Annotated in this window: 21 protein-coding genes, 1 tRNA gene and 1 pseudogene; 3 read left to right on the top strand and 20 right to left on the bottom strand. The window is 72.1% G+C overall.

Going from position 1 to position 19,538, the window contains the following annotated elements; all coding sequences use genetic code 11:
- Positions 1 to 318 precede the first annotated feature (318 nt).
- From AC529_RS15445 to thrS, 18 genes are all read right to left on the bottom strand, one after another.
- The gene (locus tag AC529_RS15445; RefSeq protein ID WP_068757926.1) at positions 319 to 849 is read right to left on the bottom strand and encodes an adenine phosphoribosyltransferase; all 531 of its coding nucleotides are present in this window, start codon (positions 847 to 849) and stop codon (positions 319 to 321) included.
- 89 nt (positions 850 to 938) lie between these two features.
- Entirely contained in the window at positions 939 to 1,310 is a 372-nt protein-coding gene (gene yajC / locus AC529_RS15440; protein ID WP_068757925.1) for a preprotein translocase subunit YajC, read from the bottom strand.
- Positions 1,311 to 1,447: 137 nt separating this feature from the next.
- Entirely contained in the window at positions 1,448 to 2,503 is a 1,056-nt protein-coding gene (ruvB, locus tag AC529_RS15435; protein ID WP_068757923.1) for a Holliday junction branch migration DNA helicase RuvB, read from the bottom strand.
- 12 nt (positions 2,504 to 2,515) lie between these two features.
- Positions 2,516 to 3,124, bottom strand: coding sequence for a Holliday junction branch migration protein RuvA (gene ruvA / locus AC529_RS15430; RefSeq protein ID WP_068757922.1), 609 nt, complete (start codon positions 3,122 to 3,124; stop codon positions 2,516 to 2,518).
- Positions 3,125 to 3,152: 28 nt separating this feature from the next.
- Entirely contained in the window at positions 3,153 to 3,701 is a 549-nt protein-coding gene (ruvC, locus tag AC529_RS15425) for a crossover junction endodeoxyribonuclease RuvC (RefSeq protein WP_068757919.1), read from the bottom strand.
- Positions 3,702 to 3,822: 121 nt separating this feature from the next.
- Positions 3,823 to 4,572: a YebC/PmpR family DNA-binding transcriptional regulator gene (locus tag AC529_RS15420; protein ID WP_068757918.1), complete on the bottom strand. Its 750-nt coding sequence runs from the start codon at positions 4,570 to 4,572 to the stop codon at positions 3,823 to 3,825.
- Between the two features lie 2 nt (positions 4,573 to 4,574).
- A complete protein-coding gene (gene pdxT / locus AC529_RS15415; RefSeq protein ID WP_068757916.1) occupies positions 4,575 to 5,180 on the bottom strand; it encodes a pyridoxal 5'-phosphate synthase glutaminase subunit PdxT in 606 nt (201 codons plus the stop codon).
- Between the two features lie 286 nt (positions 5,181 to 5,466).
- The gene (gene pdxS / locus AC529_RS15410; protein WP_068757914.1) at positions 5,467 to 6,378 is read right to left on the bottom strand and encodes a pyridoxal 5'-phosphate synthase lyase subunit PdxS; all 912 of its coding nucleotides are present in this window, start codon (positions 6,376 to 6,378) and stop codon (positions 5,467 to 5,469) included.
- 205 nt (positions 6,379 to 6,583) lie between these two features.
- Positions 6,584 to 7,141: a LemA family protein gene (locus AC529_RS15405; protein WP_068757912.1), complete on the bottom strand. Its 558-nt coding sequence runs from the start codon at positions 7,139 to 7,141 to the stop codon at positions 6,584 to 6,586.
- Complete coding sequence (locus AC529_RS15400; protein ID WP_068757910.1) at positions 7,138 to 8,277, bottom strand: glycosyltransferase family 4 protein; 1,140 nt, start codon at positions 8,275 to 8,277, stop codon at positions 7,138 to 7,140. Before AC529_RS15400 ends, AC529_RS15405 begins: the two co-directional genes overlap by 4 nt.
- Complete coding sequence (locus AC529_RS15395; RefSeq protein ID WP_068757908.1) at positions 8,274 to 9,197, bottom strand: phosphatidylinositol mannoside acyltransferase; 924 nt, start codon at positions 9,195 to 9,197, stop codon at positions 8,274 to 8,276. Before AC529_RS15395 ends, AC529_RS15400 begins: the two co-directional genes overlap by 4 nt.
- A gap of 2 nt (positions 9,198 to 9,199) precedes the next feature.
- Positions 9,200 to 9,835: a phosphatidylinositol phosphate synthase gene (pgsA, locus tag AC529_RS15390; protein WP_068758070.1), complete on the bottom strand. Its 636-nt coding sequence runs from the start codon at positions 9,833 to 9,835 to the stop codon at positions 9,200 to 9,202.
- 65 nt (positions 9,836 to 9,900) lie between these two features.
- Positions 9,901 to 10,275 (bottom strand): thiol-disulfide oxidoreductase DCC family protein, encoded by a 375-nt coding sequence (locus AC529_RS15385; RefSeq protein ID WP_068757907.1) that lies wholly within the window; start codon positions 10,273 to 10,275, stop codon positions 9,901 to 9,903.
- Positions 10,272 to 10,829 carry an HIT family protein gene (locus AC529_RS15380; protein WP_068757905.1) on the bottom strand — a complete coding sequence of 186 codons (558 nt, stop codon included), beginning with the start codon at positions 10,827 to 10,829 and terminating at the stop codon, positions 10,272 to 10,274. The genes AC529_RS15385 and AC529_RS15380 overlap by 4 nt, the downstream gene beginning before the upstream one ends.
- A gap of 98 nt (positions 10,830 to 10,927) precedes the next feature.
- On the bottom strand, positions 10,928 to 11,704 hold the full coding sequence (locus tag AC529_RS15375) for a TerC family protein (RefSeq protein WP_068757904.1): 777 nt from the start codon (positions 11,702 to 11,704) through the stop codon (positions 10,928 to 10,930).
- Between the two features lie 103 nt (positions 11,705 to 11,807).
- Positions 11,808 to 13,496, bottom strand: coding sequence for a DUF885 domain-containing protein (locus AC529_RS15370; protein ID WP_394326448.1), 1,689 nt, complete (start codon positions 13,494 to 13,496; stop codon positions 11,808 to 11,810).
- 80 nt (positions 13,497 to 13,576) lie between these two features.
- Positions 13,577 to 14,344 carry an acyl-CoA thioesterase gene (locus AC529_RS15365; protein WP_068757902.1) on the bottom strand — a complete coding sequence of 256 codons (768 nt, stop codon included), beginning with the start codon at positions 14,342 to 14,344 and terminating at the stop codon, positions 13,577 to 13,579.
- A gap of 154 nt (positions 14,345 to 14,498) precedes the next feature.
- Positions 14,499 to 16,478, bottom strand: coding sequence for a threonine--tRNA ligase (thrS, locus tag AC529_RS15360; protein WP_068757899.1), 1,980 nt, complete (start codon positions 16,476 to 16,478; stop codon positions 14,499 to 14,501).
- Positions 16,479 to 16,663: 185 nt separating this feature from the next.
- On the opposite strand from thrS, the gene AC529_RS15355 reads away from it, so the two are divergent.
- A complete protein-coding gene (locus tag AC529_RS15355) occupies positions 16,664 to 17,791 on the top strand; it encodes an FAD-dependent oxidoreductase (RefSeq protein ID WP_068757897.1) in 1,128 nt (375 codons plus the stop codon).
- A gap of 64 nt (positions 17,792 to 17,855) precedes the next feature.
- On the top strand, positions 17,856 to 18,251 hold the full coding sequence (locus AC529_RS15350) for a PGPGW domain-containing protein (protein ID WP_332307067.1): 396 nt from the start codon (positions 17,856 to 17,858) through the stop codon (positions 18,249 to 18,251).
- A 73-nt stretch (positions 18,252 to 18,324) separates the two neighbouring features.
- Here the strand turns inward: AC529_RS15350 and AC529_RS15345 are convergent.
- A tRNA-Val gene (locus AC529_RS15345) sits at positions 18,325 to 18,398 on the bottom strand.
- Positions 18,399 to 18,859: 461 nt separating this feature from the next.
- Here AC529_RS15345 and AC529_RS15340 point away from each other — a divergent pair.
- A complete protein-coding gene (locus AC529_RS15340) occupies positions 18,860 to 19,276 on the top strand; it encodes an SsgA family sporulation/cell division regulator (RefSeq protein ID WP_068757893.1) in 417 nt (138 codons plus the stop codon).
- A gap of 171 nt (positions 19,277 to 19,447) precedes the next feature.
- Here the strand turns inward: AC529_RS15340 and AC529_RS20185 are convergent.
- Positions 19,448 to 19,538, bottom strand: a pseudogene (locus AC529_RS20185) (4-amino-4-deoxychorismate lyase); the annotation flags it as partial.

Raw genomic sequence — 19,538 nt, 5'->3', positions numbered from 1 at the left:
TCCGCCGCGGGGGCGGGAGGTTCGGAGCGCACCGGTTCGCTGTGGGTCGATACCGTTTCACTACGCATTGGGCACCCTCCCGCGGCTGGGCCGGCGAGGCCGCCACCACGCCGGACGGTTCGTACAGGCCGAGACGAGCGGGACGTGGTCGTCGCCATTCGGCACACCGGTTTGTGGGCGGGCGTCCGGAACGCGCCCTTATGTCCTCTTCCAACGCGGCACTGCGGTGCCGTCATTCCCGGTCTAGGCCCCACCGGCGGCGGAGGGGGGTGCCCGGGCGGCGTGCCCGCGAGGAGTCCCGCGGCACGCCCACCGGGGTCAGACGGTGGCCAGTGACCGCAGTTCGACGTCGGCCAGCTTCTCGCGCCCCTTGAGGAACCCGAGTTCCAGAAGGACCGAGAATTCCACGACGGTACCACCCGCCCGCCGGATCAGATCCACCGCGGCCCGCCCTGTGCCCCCGGTGGCGAGCACGTCGTCGACGATGAGCACCCGGCTGCCGGGAGCGACCGCGTCCGCGTGCATCTCGACGGTGGAGGTACCGTACTCCAGATCATAGGACTGGGAAAGGGTGCGTGAGGGGAGTTTCCCCGCTTTGCGCAGCGGTACGAAACCTGCTCCCAGCCGTACCGCCGCGGGCGCGCCGAAGATGAACCCGCGTGCCTCGAGTCCCGCGACCAGGTCGATCCCCTTGCCCTGCAACGGTTCGACGAGGGCGTCGACGACGGTGGCCAGGCCGGAGGGGTGGGCGAGCAGCGGGGTGATGTCCTTGAAGACCACGCCGGGCTGCGGATAGTCGGGAATGTCACGAACGTACCGGGTGATCAGCGTGTTCAGGTCAGCGGTCATGGGTGGACGGCTTTCTTGGTTGGTGGGGACGGCGGTACCGGCTCTCCGGGGCCGGGCCGGTACCGGGGATCACGGTGCGGGGAGTCCGGTCAGGAGTCGCCCCTGTCGTCGCCGGAGTCGGGGCGCTCCTCGGGCTGGCCGGCGTCGGGCTCCTGGCGGGTGATGATCTCCCCCACGCCGCCCTTGACCATGCGGATGCGGGTTCCCGGGGAGATCTCCAGCTCGACGTCGCCGTCGTGGACCTCGACGACGGTGGCGTAGATGCCCGCCTTGGTCAGCACCTCGGTGCCCGGCGTCAGCGAGTTCTGCATCTGGAGCTCCTGCTGCCGACGCTTCTGCTGCGGCCGGAAGAACAGCAGGTAGAAGACGACGATGATGAGGGCGAACATCAGCAGTTGACTGATCAGGCCGGCGCCCTGGTTCTGCTGCTGTTGCTCTGCGAGAGTGATCAGGCCCTGCACGGGGGCGTCCTTTCTGGGTTCTCGTGGCCGCGCACCGACGGGCGCGGCTGCGGTCAGGGGCACGCTGCCGTCAACGAACGGTCCGCTTCGGGCGTCCCCTCCGGAGCGGGGCGCATGCTGCCGCCCGTGCTGCCAGCCTACGGCTCCTCATCGGTGTCGAACAGCGCGGCCGCACCGAAAGCGGCGTCCGGCGGCGGGGTCAGCCCCATGTGGGCCCACGCCTGGGGGGTGGCGACGCGGCCGCGGGGGGTGCGGGCGATGAACCCCGAGCGGACGAGGAAGGGCTCGGCGACCACCTCCACCGTCTCGGGCTCCTCCCCCACCGACACCGCGAGGGTGGACAGCCCCACGGGGCCGCCGCGGAAGCGGCGCAGCAGCGCGTCCAGCACGGCCCGGTCCAGGCGGTCCAGTCCCTCGTTGTCGACCTCGTAGAGGTCGAGCGCGGCGCGGGCGCTCTCCAGGGTCAGCCGCCCGTCGCCGCGGACCTGGGCGTAGTCGCGGACCCGGCGCAGCAGCCGGTTGGCGATGCGGGGGGTGCCGCGGGAGCGGCGGGCGATCTCGGCGGCGGCGTCGTCCTCCAGGCGGGCGCCCAGCAGACCGGCGGAGCGGCGCAGGATGACCTCCAGCTCCTCGGGCCGGTAGAAGTCCATGTGCGCGACGAACCCGAACCGGTCGCGCAGCGGGGCGGGCAGCATGCCGGCCCGGGTGGTGGCGCCGACCAGGGTGAACGGGGCGATGTCCAGGGGGATCGCGGTGGCTCCGGGCCCCTTGCCGACGACGACGTCCACCCGGAAGTCCTCCATGGCGACGTAGAGCATCTCCTCGGCGGGGCGGGCCATGCGGTGGATCTCGTCGAGGAACAGCACCTCGCCCTCGCGCAGGGTGGACAGGACCGCGGCGAGGTCCCCGGACCGCTCGATGGCGGGCCCCGAGGTGATGCGCAGCGGGGCGCCCAGTTCGGCGGCGATGATCATGGCCAGTGTGGTCTTGCCGAGCCCGGGGCCGCCGGACATCAGGATGTGGTCGGGCGCCCTGCCGCGCTGCTGGGCGCTGCGCAGCACCAGGGCGAGCTGCTCGCGGACGCGGTCCTGGCCGACGAACTCGTCGAGGGTGCGGGGGCGCAGGGCGCCCTCGACGGCGTGGTCGTCCAGGGCGGCCTCCGGCGACACCAGGTCCCGTTCGTGTTCGCTCATCAGGGTGCCTCCTTAGACCCGGCTGAGTCTGCGCAGGGCGCTGCGCAGCAGGGCGGCGACGTCGGCCTGCTCGCCCGCCTCGGCGGCGACGGCGTCGGCGGCGGCCTCGGCCTCGCGGGTCGACCAGCCCAGGTTGACCAGGCCGGAGACCACCTGCGGACGCCACGGCAGGGGCTCCTGCGCGGCGGGCTGCGCGGGGGCGGCCGTCTCGCCCCCGACGGGCTCGCCGAGTTTGCCCTTCAGCTCCAGCACGATGCGCTGGGCGCCCTTCCTGCCGATGCCCGGCACGCGGGTGAGCGCCGCGGTGTCCTCGGCGGCGACGGCGCGGCGCAGCGCGTCGGGGGTGTGGACGGAGAGCATGGCCAGGGCGAGGCGCGGCCCGACCCCTCCGGCGGTCTGGAGGCGCTCGAAGGTGTCGCGCTCGTCCTCGTCGGCGAAGCCGAACAGGGTGAGGGAGTCCTCCCGGACCACCAGGGCGGTGGCGACGGTGGCCTGCTCTCCCACCTGCAACCGGGCCAGGGTGGCCGGGGTGCAGTGCACGGTCATGCCGACGCCGCCCACGTCGATGACCGCGGTCCCGGCTCCGCGGGACGCGACCCGGCCGCTGAGGAACGCGATCACGGTTGTGCTCTCCCTGTGCTGTGCTGGTTCACAGGCCGTGGGCCTGGCGTGCGGTCTCGATCCGACGGGCGAACTCCTGGCGGGCCCGGGCGAGGTGGGCCTGGGCGCTGCCGCGCCACAGGTGGCAGATGGCCAGGGCCACCGCGTCGGCGGCGTCGGCGGGCCGGGGCGGGCCGTCGAGCCGCAGGATGCGGGCGACCATGGCGCCCACCTGGGCCTTGTCGGCCCGTCCGCTTCCGGTGATGGCGGCCTTGACCTCGCTGGGGGTGTGCAGGGCGACGGGCAGGCCGCGGCGTGCGGCGCAGACCACGGCGATGGCTCCGGCCTGAGCGGTGCCCATGACGGTGCGCACGTTGTGCTGGGCGAAGACCCGTTCCACCGCGACCGCGTCGGGCCGGTAGTCGTCGAGCCACTGCTCGATGCCCTGTTCGACACCGAGCAGGCGCGCGGGGAGCTCCTCGTCGGCGGGGGTGCGCACGGCGCCCGCGGCGACCAGGGTGAGCGTGCGGCCGACGGCGCCGTCGACCACACCCACGCCGCAGCGGGTCAGACCCGGGTCGATTCCCAGTACGCGCACTGCTCCCCCGTTTTCTCGAACGCTCGTTCGCAGAGCCTACCGTCCGCCGCCTCTCCTGGCGTACCCGGAAAACACGCGCGCCCCGGACCGTGCCGGGGCGTGCGTGAACGGGAGGGGCGGATCAACTGATCTTCGCCATGACCTCGTCGGGGATGTCGGCGTTGGTGTAGACGTTCTGCACGTCGTCGGAGTCCTCCAGGGCCTCCACGAGGCGCAGCACCTTCTTGGCGCCCTCCTCGTCGAGGGGGACCTCCATGCTCGGCAGGAAGCTCGCCTCGGCGGACTCGTACTCGATGCCGGCCTCCTGCAGGGCGGTGCGCACCGCGACGAGGTCGCTGGCCTCGCAGACGATCTCGAAGGAGTCGCCCAGGTCGTTGACGTCCTCGGCACCGGCTTCGAGCACCGCGAGGGTGACGTCGTCCTCGGTGGTGCCCTCCTTGGGGACGATCACCACGCCCTTGCGGTTGAACAGGTAGGACACCGAGCCCGCGTCGGCCATGGACCCGCCGTTGCGGGTGACCGCCACACGCACCTCGGAGGCGGCGCGGTTGCGGTTGTCGGTGAGGCACTCGACCAGCAGGGCGACACCGCCGGGAGCGTAGCCCTCGTACATGACGGTCTGCCAGTCGGCGCCGCCCGCCTCCTCACCGGCGCCGCGCTTGCGGGCGCGCTCGATGTTGTCCAGCGGGACCGAGTTCTTCTTGGCCTTCTGGATGGCGTCGTAGAGCGTCGGGTTGCCCTCGGGGTCGCCGCCTCCGGTGCGTGCCGCCACCTCGATGTTCTTGATCAGCTTCGCGAAGAGCTTGCCTCGCCTGGCGTCGATGACGGCTTTCTTGTGCTTGGTGGTGGCCCATTTGGAGTGGCCGGCCATGCCTATCCTTTCACCATGTCGACGAAGAGCCGGTGGACACGGGTGTCACCGGTGAGTTCGGGGTGGAACGAGGTCGCCAGCAGCCTCCCCTGCCGCACCGCGACGATCCTACCCGCCTGCTCCCCGCGGGAGACGTGTCCGAGCACCTCGGCGGACTCGCCGACCGACTCGACCCAGGGGGCGCGGATGAAGACGGCCTCGACGGGGCCGCCGTCCACTCCGGCCAGCTCGACCGGCGCTTCGAAGGACTCGACCTGGCGTCCGAAGGCGTTGCGCCGCACCGTCATGTCGATCCCGCCGACGGTCTGCTGTCCGGGGACTCCGCCTTCGATCCGGTCGGCCAGCATGATCATGCCCGCGCAGGTGCCGTAGGCGGGCATTCCCGCCGCGATGCACTTGCGCAGCGGTTCGAGCATGTCAAAGGAGACGGCCAGCCGCCACATGGTGGTGGACTCCCCGCCGGGGATGACCAGTCCGTCGATGGAGTCGAGTTCGTCGGGACGGCGGACGCCGCGCGCACGGGCGCCCACCTGCTCCAGGGCCTGGACGTGCTCGCGGACGTCGCCCTGGAGGGCGAGCACTCCGATGACGGGTGGGACGGACGACAAGGGACGACCTCGCTGACTGCTCGTGCTGCTCGGCCCGCCGACGTGCTGTTCGGCGGCGCGGGCCGCGCCCGAGACGCCGTCCCGCGTTCTCCAGGGTAGGCGGTGCGGTGGAACGCGCGGGACGGCGCGGGGCGCCGGGTTGGGTGCGGTGCGTGCCGGAGGAGCCCCGGGGCCGCCGCGCGGCGGCCCGCTGCGGAGGCCGTCCGGCTCTGCGCCCGGGACCGTGCTCTTCGCCGAGCGGGCGGGGCTCCCGGCTCCTTCGCCGGGTGCCCCGCCCGCGGTAGGTCTACCAGCCGCGTCCCGCGTAGCGCTGGGAGGCGTCAAGCTCGTCGAGGTTGATGCCGACCATGGCCTCGCCCAGGCCGCGGGAGACCTTGGCGATGACGGCCGGGTCGTCGTAGGCGGTGGTGGCCTCGACGATGGCCTTGGCGCGCTTGACCGGGTCGCCGGACTTGAAGATGCCCGAGCCGACGAAGACGCTCTCGGCGCCGAGCTGGCGCATCAGCGCGGCGTCGGCGGGGGTGGCCACGCCTCCGGCGGAGAACAGCGGGACGGGCAGCTTGCCCTCGCGCGCGACCTCCTTGACGATCTCGTAGGGGGCGCGCAGCTCCTTGGCGGCGCCGAACAGCTCGGCGTCGTCGAGCTGGGTGAGCCGCCGGATCTCGGAGCGGATCTGCCGCATGTGGCGGACGGCCTCGACGACGTTGCCGGTGCCGGCCTCGCCCTTGGAGCGGATCATGGCCGCGCCCTCGGCGATGCGGCGCAGCGCCTCGCCCAGGTTGGTGGCGCCGCACACGAACGGCACGGTGAAGTCCCACTTGTTGATGTGGTAGGACTCGTCGGCCGGGGTGAGCACCTCGGACTCGTCGATGAAGTCCACGTTCAGCGCCTGGAGGACCTGCGCCTCGACGAAGTGGCCGATGCGGACCTTGGCCATGACGGGGATGGAGACGGCGTTGATGATGCCCTCGATCATGTCCGGGTCGGACATGCGGGCCACGCCGCCGTCCCTGCGGATGTCGGCGGGAACACGCTCCAGGGCCATGACCGCGACCGCACCGGCGTCCTCGGCGATCTTGGCCTGCTCCGGCGTGACCACGTCCATGATCACACCGCCCTTGAGCTGCTCGGCCATTCCGCGCTTGACGCGATCGGTGCCGACCGTGCTTTCGGTTGTGTTCTCGGCGGTGTTGGTCACGACTGCAGCTCCAGGTTCTCGATGGACACGACTATCGCCTCGATGCGAGGAGGATCTTATTGGGTGGGACGTGTGCCGTCTGCGGCGGCTCCCTCACCCGCACTCTCAATGGTAGATCCGGTTTTGTCCGTTTTTGCGGACATTCCGGCGTGCCAGGCGGCAGGTTTGCGCCACAGTGGCGACCCGTTGGCACAACACCGCGCTGTCACCGGTCATTCCCGCCTTCCGGATCCGGCCAGTGCGGGTCGGGAAGCCCCGGGGGCTCGTCGTCCATCTCGAAGTAGGCGGGCAGCCGCGCGTGCCCGGCCAGGTGCAGGACCCCGACCAGGCGTGAGGAGCGGGCCGTGTGGACGGCGGTGACCGTGTCGTTGTAGAAGCGGCGGGCGATGTGGACGTGTCGGGCCGCGGCGTGCACCTCGGCGAGCAGGTCGCCGTCGGCGGCAAGATCCCCGGCCTCGGCGAGGACCGCGCGCAGGACCCGGGAGAGGTTGCTCTCCGCGACCTCGCGCTCGGCGCGGTCCTCGGCGCGCCGGGCCCGGGCCGCGGCGTCGGAGAGCAGCACCCCGGCGGCCGGTCCCAGCACCCCGGAGGCGGCCAGCTCGCCCACCACCGCGCCGCGGCGGGCCAGTGCGGCGTCGAGGGCGGCCTGCGCGGTCTCCAGCCGGGTGTGCAGCCGGTCCAGCCGGCTGGCCCGCCACGACAGGTAGAAGGAGACCGCCAGCACCACCAGCAGGGTGCAGACGACGGCGAGCACCTCGGTCACCGGTCGGTCCCCGCCCCCACCAGTCCGCCGACCCCGGCGGGCAGCACCGTCTGGTACACGCGCACCACGTCGGCGGCGACGGCAGGCCAGTCGTAGGCGCGCACGGCCCGGCGCGCGGCCCGGGACAGCTCCTGGCGGCGCGCCGGGTCGTCCAGCAGCGCGGCGGCGCGGCGTGCGAGCGATCCGGCGTCGGCGACGGTGAAGAGCTCCCCGGCGGCGCCGTCGCGCAGCACGTGCCGGAAGGCGGGGATGTCGCTGGCCAGGACGGCCGCGCCGGAGGCCATGGCCTCGGTCAGGACGATCCCGAAGCTCTCGCCGCCCAGGTTGGGCGCGCAGAAGACGTCGACGGAGTGGTAGACGCGCGCCTTGTCGGCCTCGCTGACCCGTCCCAGGACGGTCACCCGGTCCCGCAGGTCCGGCGCGACGCGGGCGCGCGCCTCGTCGGCGTCGCCGGGGCCGGCGAGCAGCAGCCGCAGTCCGGGGCGACGGCGGCCCAGGTCGTTGAAGGCCTCCAGGAGCACCGCCAGCCCTTTGCGGGGCTCGTCCATGCGGCCGAGGAAGCCGATCGCCCCGCCCGGACCGGGCCAGCCGGGCAGCGGTTCGGCGTCGGCGTAGCGGCGCACCCAGACCCCGTTGGGGATGAGCACGGCGTCGCCGCCCAGGTGCTCGACCAGGGTCTTGCGGGCGGCCTCGGAGACGGCGATGCTGCCGTTGACCTTCTCCAGCGCGGTCTTCAGCATGCCGGCGGAGGCGGCCATGGCGCGGGAGCGCGGGTTGGAGGTGTGGCAGGTCGCCACGATGGGACCGTCGGCGACCCAGCAGGCCAGCAGGGACAGGCTGGGCGCGGCGGGCTCGTGGACGTGCAGCACGTCGAAGGCGCCCTCGCGGATCCAGCGGCGGACGCGGTTGGCGGCGCGCAGCCCGAAGGCGAGGCGGGCCACCGACCCGTTGTAGGGCACCGGGACGGCCCGGCCCGCGGAGACGATGTGGGCGGGCAGTTCGGTGTCGGAGTCGCAGGGAGCCAGCACCGACACCTCGTGTCCGAGCTCCATGAGCGCCTCGGCGAGGTCGCCGACGTGCTGCTGCACCCCGCCGGGGACGTCCCAGGTGTAGGGGCAGACCAGGCCGACCCTCATCGGCCCGCCCCGTCCGTCGGTCCGGTGAGGTCGGCGGTGAACACGGGTTGCATCATGTGCCAGTCCTCGGGGTGTGCGGCGATCTCCTGTTCGAAGACGCAGGCCAGCTCCTGGGTCATCGCGCGGATCCGGGAGGCGCGGTCCCCGTGGGAGGGCGGTGCGATCTCCTCGTGTACCCGGATGCCCCAGTGCGGTCCGTCGAACCACAGCGACACGGGCATGAGCGCCGCGCCCGTGCTCAGCGCCAGCGCGGCGGGCCCGGCGGGCATCCGCGCCCGCTCCCCGAAGAAGGTGACCTCGACGCCCTGCGCGGTGAGGTCGCGGTCGGCCAGCAGGCACACCAGGCCGCCCGCGCGGAGCCGGCGGGCGAGGGTTCCGGCCGTGTTGGCGGTGCCGCCGGTGAGGGGCAGGACTTCCATGCCCAGTCCTTCGCGGACCGCGGTGAACCGCCGGAACAGGGTCTCGGGGCGCAGCCGCTCGGCGACCGTGGTCAGCGGGAAGCCGCGCAGGGTGATCCAGGCTCCCGCGTGGTCCCAGTTGCCCATGTGCGGCAGGGCGGCGACGACGCCGCGGCCCGCCGCCAGGTGCGCCTCCAGTCTGTCGACCCCGCTGCTGAGGGTGCGGTCGAGGAGGTCGCCGGGGTCCATCGCGGGCAGGCGGAACAGTTCGTACCAGTAGCGCAGGTAGGAGCGGACGCTCGCCCGGGACAGGGCGCGCAGTTCGGCCTGGGTGGCCTCGGGGCCCAGGAGGCGGCGCAGGTTCGCCTCCAGTTGGCGGACCCCGCTCGGGCGGCGCCGCCACGTGTGGTCGGCGATCCTGGTGAACGCCCACCGTCCGACCCGTTCGGGCAGGTGCCGGACGAGGGCCCAGCCCAGCGAGTAGGCCGCGGCGACCGCGCGGTCCGTGGTGGCGGGACGCATGGTCAGGAAGTCTCGGTCTCCTTGAGGGTCCTGTCCTCGGGGTCGGTGAGGCGGATACGGGTCTCGATCAGGCGCTGCACGATGGTGACGGCGTTGAGGACGGACAGCAGCCACAGTCCGGCGGCCAAGACGTAGGGGACGCCGAGTCCGTGCAGGCCGACCGCGACCAGGATGATGATGAAGCGTTCGGTGCGTTCGGCGATGCCGACGTCGCAGTTGGCGCCCAGGGATTCGGCGCGCGCCTTGATGTAGGACACCCCGAATCCGGTGATCAGGCAGAACAGGGACAGCCAGGCCAGGACCTCGTCTCGTCCGCCGTCGATGAGCCACACCAGCAGCCCCGCGAAGACGGCGGCGTCGGAGAGCCGGTCCAGGGTGGAGTCGAGGAACGCGCCCCAGCGGCTGGTCTCCCCGGAGGCGCGGGCGACCGCTCCGTCGAGCATGTCGAACAGCGCGAAGAACGCGATGACGAGGGTGCCGATGTAGAGCTCGCCCAGGGGATAGAACACCAGCGAGCTGATGACGACGCCGGCGGTTCCCACGAGTGTGACCGTGTTCGGAGTGATGCCGACGCGCACGAGGCCACGGCCGATGGGCGCGAGCAGTCGGGCGGTGACGGGACGCAGGATTCTCAGCATGATCTCTTCATCGTCGTGGAGTTGGGCTCCGGTCATCGGAACTGCATCACCTGAGCACGGGGGACTCACTTTCCGGTTGTCCAGCGTGCCGGAGCGCCCGGGAGTCGGCTGCGATTGCGGGCGACCCAGCGGTAGGCGGCCGCGCCCAGAAGACGCGCGAGCGGACGGCGCAGCAGGGAGCCGACCGGCCACCAGTACGGGTGGGTGCTGTTGAGCAGGAGTACCGCGGCGGCGTCCACACCGCCCCAGACGCGGCGCCCGTCCGGGTGCAGCAGCAGCGCCTCCTCGCGGGCGCGCCGCCGCAGCGGCTCGGCGAGGTCGAGCTCCTGCCAGGCGGCACTGCGCACTCCGCTGCCGTCGGTGACCCGGCGTTCGACGGCGCGCACCCAGGAGAGGCAGAAGCCGCACTCCCCGTCGTAGACGAGCACCGGGGCGGTCATGGCCGCGGCCAGTGGGCGACGAGCTGTTCGCGGGTCTGGTCGAGCATCTCGGGCAGCACCTTGGTCTGCCCCACCACCGGCATGAAGTTGGTGTCGCCGCCCCAGCGGGGGACGACGTGCTGGTGGAGGTGGGCGGCGATGCCTGCGCCCGCGGCCACGCCCAGGTTCATGCCGACGTTGCAGCCCTGCGCCCCGTAGGCGGAGCGCAGCGCGGTGATGCCGGCCTGGGTGAGCGAGGCGATCTCGGCGGTCTCGGTCTCGTCGAGTTCGGTGTAGTCGGCGACGTGCCGGTAGGGGCAGACCATGAGGTGCCCGCTGTTGTAGGGGTAGAGGTTGAGCAGTGCGAAGGCGGTCTTGCCGCGGGCCAGCACCAGCCCTTCCTCGTCCGGCAGGCCGGGGGCGCGGCAGAACGGGCAGTCCTCCCCCGCCGCCGTGCCCTTGGGCTTGTTCTCGCCCTTGATGTAGGCCATGCGGTGCGGGGTCCACAACCGCTGGAGTCCGTCGGGGCCGCGCGTCTGCCGACCCTCGCCGTCGTCCGGGGCTTCCCGCTGCATACTCACCGACCCACCTTTCTCGTCCGTGCAAGGCAAGCATAGAACCGGGCTGTCCCCGGAATGGTCGGGAACAGCCCGGCGCAGCATGGTTTCCCAGGTCAGGCGGTTTCGGCCTCCTCGGCGTAGCGGCTGTGCAGCTTGACCGGCTCGGCGACCTCTTCGAGCTGCTTCCTGCGGCGCCGGGCGGCGAGGAGGTTGAGGGCCTCCACGAAGACCGAGAAGCCCATGGCCGCGTAGATGAAGCCCTTCTCGATGTGGAAGCCGAAGCCCTCGGCGACCAGGCTCATGCCGATGAGCAGCAGGAACGCCAGGGCGAGCATCTTGACGGTGGGATGCCTGTTGACGAACTCCGACAGCGGGTTGGCCAGGAAGAGCATGACGACGACGGCGATGACGACGGCGGCGACCATCACCCAGATGCCGAGGCCCGCGGGGTCGATCATGCCCACCGCGGTGATGACCGAGTCGAGGGAGAAGACGATGTCGAGGGCGACGATCTGGGCCACGACGGCGCCGAACACCGCGCCTCCCCTGGCGCTCTTGTGGCCGTGCTCGCCTTCGAGGCTCTCGTGGATCTCGTAGGTGCCCTTGCCGAGCAGGAAGAAGCCGCCGACCAGCAGGATGATCGACTGTCCGGAGAACTCGAAGGAGCCGATCGAGAAGAGCGGGGTGGTGAGCTGGACGATCCAACTGATGGAGGCCAGCAGCAGCAGGCGGGTGCCCAGCGCCAGGGCGATACCGGTCTTGCGGGCCCTGCTGCGCTGGTGCTCGGGGAGCTTGTTGGACAGGATCGAGATGAAGACGAGGTTGTCGATCCCGAGCACGATCTCCAACAGCGACAGCGTCAGAAATCCGATGATGAGATCAGCGGCCATGGATCGCGGCTCCGGGACGTAGTCAGCAACGGGGCTGTCGAAAGCGCAAGGACTCTAGGGCACAGAAAATAAGTTTTGCATAAAAATCAACCGGTCCGGTTTCCTAGTCCACTGCCAGCAGGGCGCGCAGGTGCCGGGGTGAGAGGGAGCCGTGCGCGAGCATCGCGTCGTGCCGGGCGCGCGGGCCGGCCTGCGGGCGGGCCGCGGCCAGGTCCCGGGCGATCCCGCTGACCTCCTGGTATCCGACGTAGTAGGTGGCCAACTGGGCGCTGGTGAGCTGGACGCGCCGCCACTTGCCGACGGCCTCGCCCTCCTCCTGGTGGCCGCGTCCGGTGAGCAACGCCATAGCGCCCGCCTCGTCGAGGTCGCCGGCGTGGAACCGCACGTCCACGATCGCGTTGAGGATCATGCGCAGCCGCGTCTTCAACTGGGCGAGGCGCAGCGCCAGGTCCTCGGCCCCGCCGTCGCCGGTCCAGCCCGCGCGGGCCACCACCTCCTCGGCGTAGACGGCCCAGCCCTCGATCATGGAGCCGCTGCGCAGCACGGAGCGCACCCGGGTGGGGCCGTCGTGCCGCCCGGCGTGCGCGAGTTGCAGCGCGTGCCCGGGAACGGCCTCGTGCACCATCAGGTTGCGCAGCGCGAAGGTGTGGTACTCGCGGCGGGCGCGCGGCCAGGTGTCGGGCGGCGGGGCGACGGCCACGAGGGTGGGCTCGTCTCCCGGGGCGAGCGGTCCGGGCGGGTCGCAGTAGGCGACGGCCACCCCGCGGCGGACCTCGGGCATGGCGACGACGCGCACCTCCCGGTCGGGGAGCGTGACCAGGTCGAGGTCTGCGGTGCGGGCCGCCAGGTGGCGCAGGGCCTGCTCGCACACCGGCCGCACGGCGTCGGGCGGGCACGCCGCCTCGGCGGCGAGCCGGTCGAGCACCTCGCGGACCTGGCCCGCGCGGCGCGGCCGCCCCTCGTAGGCGGCGGCGACCTCGGCGATCTCCTCCTCGGTGGCGATCAGGTCGCTCTCGGCCCGGGTGAGCAGGGTCTGCGGGTCCAGTTCGGAGTCGAGGGTGTACCACAACTGCGCGGCGTAGTCCCGTTCGCCCAGGCGGGGGTCGGCGGCGGACTCTTCGAGGCGGTCCTCCAGCCAGGCGGCGTGGTCGGTGAACTCCCGGTGGGCGCTGTCGCACAGGTCGGCCAGGCCGGGGTGGCGGTCCCCGTGGGCGGCGAGCAGCCGACGGGCGTCCGTCTCCAGCATCGCGGCGGCGCCGCGGGCGCGGCCGACGGCGGTCTCGACGTGCACGCGGGGCATGCCGGGTCCGTCCGCCAGCAGGTCCCGTGCCTGGCGCAGTGCCTCCGGCAGGGCCGAGCAGTAGGCGCCGAGCGCGGCGGCGCGCTCGGCGGGTGTCAGGGGACCGCGGTGCAGGACCGCGTAGAGCGCGTCGCTGGGCAGCGTGGCCAGCGGGTCCCAGGTGTGGGGGCGCAGCTCGGTGGTGCGCCACAGGTCCGCGCCGAGCCGGGTGCGCAGCGTCTCCAGGTCGACGCGGTCGGCGGCGGGCAGCAGCGTGTCGTCGATGTCGTCGAGCGCGCGCAGCCCGTCGGCCAGGACGTCGGCGCGGTCCTGCCAGGCTCCGGGCGAGCGGTCGGTGAGCTGCCCGGCGCTGCGGGTGTCGCCGAGCTGCAAGGCCCACTCGGGGTTGTCGGCGAGCAGCCGGTCGAGGATCTTCTCCGCGGTGGCGCGGAACCGGTCGGTCATGGCGTTGACGCCGGGGTCGGGCTGCTGGGGTTCTGCTGGCGGAGTCATCTCCTCCATCCTGCCAGCGCCCCGGCCCGGCTGCCGGGCACCGCGCGGGATGTCGGCCCCCGGCGGTGCCGCCCGGTGCGCTACCCGCGCGCGGGGACGATGACGCGGCGGGTCTGGCGGCCCAGGCCCAGCAGGTCCCCCGTGACGGACCAGATCGCGCTGTCGTCGACCGCCCAGCCGTCGCCTGCGTGGCGGGTGGAGATGCGGCCCAGCGCCCAGCCCTCCACCGGCTCCCCGTCGAGGCGGGAGGTGAGCTGGAGGTTGAACTGCACGGTGGGGATGGGGACCGGGTCGCGCAGCGTCGCGTACAGGGCGGGGGCGAACGCGTCGAGCAGGAGGGCGACCGTGGCGGGGGTCAGCGGGCGCCCGTCGCGCAGCCGCACCCAGGTGAGCATGTCGGCGCGGTCGCCGCCGCCGAACGGGCGGGCGGCGCTGACCGGCCGGAACTCCAGGTGCTGGGTGAAGGGGATCGGCTCGATGGGGAAGTCCAGCGGCGCGATGTCGTCCGGCCGGGGCGCCTGCGGTGCGGGCGTTCCGGTGTAGGCCGGACCGGTCCGGTTGCGGCCGAGCACGGCCCGTGCGGTGGCAACAGGGGTCCCGTCCTGGAGGGCCAGCAGGTCCGTGAAGACGGTGTTGCGGCCCGCGGGCCGCGCGGTGGTCTCCATCGTGATGGGACGGTCGTCGGGGGCGGCGAGGAAGCCGACGGAGAGGTCGCGCAGGTGCCGGTCGGGGTGCTCGGCGCGCAGCCGCTCGACCATGTGGAAGGCGAGCAGGCCGCCGTGGACGCCGCTCCACGACCACCAGGAGCGGTCGATCGTCAGCGAGTGCTCGGGGGTCACCGTCGTCATGAGGGCTCCTCGGTCACACAGGACAGTGGGTTGGAATATCCAACTGATTAGACGACAGAAGCGTACACCTGGCGAGTTGGAGAAACCAACTCTCCCCCCGGAAAGCGGGCGGGGCCGGAGGCGCGCGCCTCCGGCCCCGCCGGGACCCGCTGCGTCACACCTGGCGGCGCTCGCGGATCGCGCTGAGGATCTCGGCGATCGCGTCGTCGACGGGCACGCCGTTGTTCTGCGAGCCGTCGCGGTAGCGGAAGGAGATCGCGCCCTTGCTGACGTCGTCGTCACCGGCCAGCAGCATGAAGGGGATCTTCTGCTTCTGGGCGTTGCGGATCTTCTTCTGCATCCGGTCGTCGCTGGCGTCCACCTCGACCCGCACCCCGTGCTCGCGCAGCCGACGCGCCACCTCCTCCAGGTAGGGCACGTGCTCGCCGGCGATCGGGATGCCCACGGCCTGCACCGGCGCCAGCCAGGCGGGGAAGGCGCCCGCGTAGTGCTCCAGCAGCACCGCGAAGAAGCGCTCGATGGAGCCGAACAGGGCGCGGTGGATCATCACCGGGCGCTGCCGGGAGCCGTCGGCCGCCTGGTACTCCAGCTCGAAGCGCTTGGGCTGCTGGAAGTCGACCTGGATGGTGGACATCTGCCAGGTGCGCCCGATGGCGTCCTTGGCCTGCACCGAGATCTTCGGGCCGTAGTAGGCGGCCCCGCCCGGGTCCATGACCAGCTCCAGGTTCTGCTTCTGGGCGGCCTGTCGCAGGATCTCGGTGGCCTCCTCCCACTCCTCCGGCTCGCCGATGAACTTCGGGGAGTCGTCGCGGGTGGACAGCTCCAGGTAGAAGTCGCTCAGGCCGTAGTCGCGCAGCAGGTCCAGCACGAAGGTGAGCAGGCTGTCCAGCTCGGCCGGCATCTGCTCCTTGGTGCAGTAGATGTGCGAGTCGTCCTGGGTGAAGCCGCGCGCCCGGGTCAGGCCGTGCACCACCCCCGACTTCTCGTACCGGTAGACGGTGCCGAACTCGAACAGCCGCAGCGGCAGCTCGCGGTAGGAACGGCCCCGGGACCGGTAGATCAGGTTGTGCATGGGGCAGTTCATGGCCTTGAGGTAGTAGTCGGCCCCCTCGAACTGCATGGGCGGGAACATCGCGTCCGCGTAGTTCGGCAGGTGCCCGGAGGTCTCGAACAGCCTGGCCTTGGAGATGTGCGGGGTGTTGACGAACTGGTACCCGGCCTCCTCGTGGCGGCGGCGCGAGTACTCCTCCATGGTCTTGCGCACCACCCCGCCCTTGGGGTGGAACACGGCCAGGCCCGAGCCGAGCTCGTCGGGGAAGGAGAACAGGTCGAGCTCCACCCCGAGCTTGCGGTGGTCGCGCTTGGCCGCCTCCTCCAGCATGGTGAGGTAGGACTTGAGCTGGTCCCGGCTCTCCCAGGCGGTGCCGTAGATCCGCTGCAACTGCGGGTTCTTCTCGCTGCCGCGCCAGTAGGCGGCGGCGGTGCGCATCAGCTTGAAGGCGGGGATGGCCCTGGTGTCGGGCAGGTGCGGCCCGCGGCACAGGTCCTTCCAGCAGACCTCGCCGGTGCGGGGGTGCAGGTTGTCGTAGATGGTGAGCTGCCCCGCGCCGACCTCGACGCTGGCCCCCTCCGCGGCCTCGCCCGCGCCGCCCTTGAGGCCGATCAGCTCCAGCTTGTAGGGCTCGTGGGCGAGTTCGGCCCGGGCCTCGTCGTCGGAGACGGCGCGCCGGGAGAAGCGCTGCCCCTGCTTGACGATCTCCTGCATCCGCTTCTCGATGCGCTTGAGGTCGTCGGGGGTGAACGGCTCGGCGACGTCGAAGTCGTAGTAGAAGCCGTTCTCCACGGGCGGGCCGATGCCCAGCTTGGCCTCGGGGAACAGCTCCTGGACCGCCTGGGCGAGCACGTGCGCGCAGGAGTGGCGCAGGATGGCGCGCCCCTCCTCGGAGTCGATGCGGATCGCCTCCACCACGTCGCCGTCGGCGAGTTCGTGGCTGAGGTCCCGCTGCTCCCCGTTGACCAGCGCGGCGACCACGGTACGCCCGTCCGCTTCCAGGGCCTGGCCCGCCGTGGTGCCCGCCGCCACCACACGCTCGGCTCCGGCGAGGGTGATACGCAGTTCAGGCACGGCGGACACGGTGTCTCCTTGGAAAGTTCTCTGTACCGGAAACCGGACCGGACCGGCCCGGCGGCGGGATCGTCCCGCCGTTCCGATGCTAGCGGCCTTCGCCGGTCCACGCCTCCGCGTTACCCCGGGGGGTGCATCGGCGGACACCGCGGGTAGACCTTCAGTGGGACCTCATCGAACGGGGTGAAGAACAGGTGCGCATCGTCATCGTGGGGGCAGGGATCGCCGGGCTCACCCTGGCGGTCGCGCTGCGCCGCCACGGCATCACCCCGGTCGTGCTGGAACAGTCGCACCACCCCGCCCCGCCCGGCACCGGGGTCCAGGTCCCCCCGTCCGTGGTCCACCGGCTCAGGAGGATCGGGCTGGGCGAGGCCCTGGACCGCCGCGGCGTCCGTCCCACCGGGGTCGACGTCCTCGACTGGCGGGACGGCTCACCGCTGGAGGAGCTGACGCTGGGCCCCGACTGCGAGCGCCGCTTCGGCGCGCCCTACTACACGATGCTCCGCTCGGAGCTGCACGCGACGCTGCTGGAGGCGCTGCCCGCCGGGACGGTGCGGACCGGCAGCTACGTCACCGACGTGCTGGACGGCACCGACGTGGTCACCCTGTGCTGCGCGGACGGCACCCGGGTCCGCGCGGAGGCGGTGATCGCCGCGGACGGCGCCCACTCGACGGTGCGCCAGGCCGTGCTGCCCGCCGTGCCCCGGCCCCTGCAACTGCGGGTCTGCCGGGGGCTGGCCCCGGCCGCGCGCCTGCCGGACACCGGCGAGGCGCGGATCAGGGTGTGGCCGCGGGCGGACCGGTACTTCACCTGCTACCCGGTGGAGGGCGGGCACACCCTCAGTTTCGGCGCGGTCCTGCCCAGCGAGCCGGGGCAGCTGGAGTCCTGGGCGCCCCGCAGGAGGATCGACGACCTGCTCGCCGCCTTCGCGGGCTGGAGCGACGAGGTCACCGGCCTGGTCGCCGCCGCGGAGTGGATCGGCGTGTGGACGCCCCAGCAGCTTCCCCCGGCGAGCACGTGGAACCGGGGCCGGGTGGCGCTCATGGGCGACGCGGCCCACCCGGTGCTGCCCTTCCTCCCCCAAGGGCTGGCCCAGTCGGTCGAGGACGCGGTGGCGCTGGCCGACCTGCTGCGCACGGCCACCGGACCGACGGTGGAGGCGGTGCTGGAGCGCTACGCCGCGGCGCGGCAGGGCCAGATCGGCTCCCTGCAGGAGCTCTCCCAGGAACTGCTGGACTCGTTGACCGAACTGCGTGCCGCGAGCGAGGCCGGCGTGGCGGCCGGACCGCCGCGGGGTCTGGAGGATGTCGGCGGCCGCTGACCGCCCGGCGCCCCGCGCGGAGTCTTCCCCGGGCCACCGGCACGGGGGCGGTTATCGTGGAGCCATGTCTGTACACCCAGTGACCGGCCCGAGCAGCGCGGCCGTACTGCCGGGACGCCGCGCCGGGGGCCGCCGCTGGCGGAGGCTCCGCGCCCGTTCCCGCCTGTGGCGCAGGCTCATGCACTCCCATCCGGCGCTCCACCTGACCTGGCGGTTCACGGTCGGTCTGGTCGGTGCGGCCGTCCTGCTCGGAGGCGTGGTGATGTGCGTGACCCCAGGGCCGGGCATCGGCGGAGTCATCGTGGGCCTGGCGATCCTGGCCACGGAGTTCTCGTGGGCACGCCGCCTGCTGCGGCGGGCCCGCGGCTACGCCGCGCGGGTGAGGTCCCAGGCGGCCGAACGGATCCGGGAGCACCGGGCGCGCCGTTCCTCGCCCCCGGGCGATGCGCACTCCCCCTAGGCTCCGCAACTTCGCTGAAGAACAAAACCCCAGGTGACCTGCTGGAGAGCCAGCGGGTAACCTGGGGTGGCCGTGGGCGATACTGGACTCGAACCAGTGACCTCGTCGGTGTGAACGACGCGCTCTGACCAACTGAGCTAATCGCCCGGTCGTCTGTCTCGGTTCCCCGTGCGGTGATCCGGACAAGGAAGACTCTAGCGCATCCCGGAGAGTGGATGATCCACTCTGGGGCGCGCCCTCTCGACAACAGGTGTGGTCGATGTCACATAATACTTGCGCAAGAGAAGGCTGACACGGACAGAATGTGAGAACCCCTCATATATCGGCGATGCGAGGCATACCCTGGTCCCGGGTGCCCCACACGCCACCCCCTGGGTGATGCGGCCCACAGGCCCGCGGGAAATTCTTCGTTTCCCCAGCTCATTACATTGGCCGAAGAGTGTGGGAAGTCCCGGCGCGACGCCGCCTCACCTCCAATCGAAAAGTTCCCCGGTTACGCGTCACTGATCGTCCGGCCCTGTCGGAACGGGCGAGATGGCAGGCCCCGACGCCTGGGGAAGCCCTGGCCATCCGAACGCACCCGACCCGGACGAGAGAAGGTTTGGCTTATGAACAGCAGCGGCACCTCCGTCACCTGCGAACTCGGTCTGCGACTGATCGTCCCGGACCGTGCCCCCGTGCCCCTGGTCGCCCGGCTCGACTACTCCGTGAACGACCCCTACGCCATCAAGGCCGCCTTCCACGTGGGCGAGGACGAGCCCGTGGAGTGGATCTTCGCGCGGGAGCTACTGACCGTCGGCATCGTCCGCGCGGCCGGTGAGGGCGACGTCCGCGTCTGGCCCTCCCAGGGGGAGGGGGAGCGCACCGTCAACATCGCGCTCTCCTCGCCTTTCGGGCAGGCGCAGTTCGATGCGCAGGTGTCCCCCCTCTCGGAGTTCCTGCACCGCACCTACGAACTGGTCCCGGCCGGCCAGGAGGGCGAGCACATCGACCTGGACGCCGAGATCGCCGAGCACCTCTGCTGACCCTGTCGGACCCCCCGCACCCCGGCGACCGGAGGTGTCCGGCAGCTTCCGCACAGTGCTTTACCCGGCCGCCCATCGGCTAAACCGCCATACCTGGCAGAACACGGAGAATGCCGCGGTTCCTCAGAATCGCGGCATTCTCCGTCTCCGCCCGAGGGCCGGGACGCAGGGTCAGGGGTCCAGGTCGGCCGCGCTGCGCTCCGCGAACACCGCCATCGCCTTGGCCGTGAACGGCCCGGGAGCGGCGGGCAGCTCCCGGCCG

It is taken from the genome of Thermobifida cellulosilytica TB100, assembly GCF_001517975.1.
GTDB lineage: Bacteria > Actinomycetota > Actinomycetes > Streptosporangiales > Streptosporangiaceae > Thermobifida > Thermobifida cellulosilytica.
Note: the sequence above shows the minus strand (reverse complement) of the source record. Positions and strands in the feature narration are given on the sequence as shown.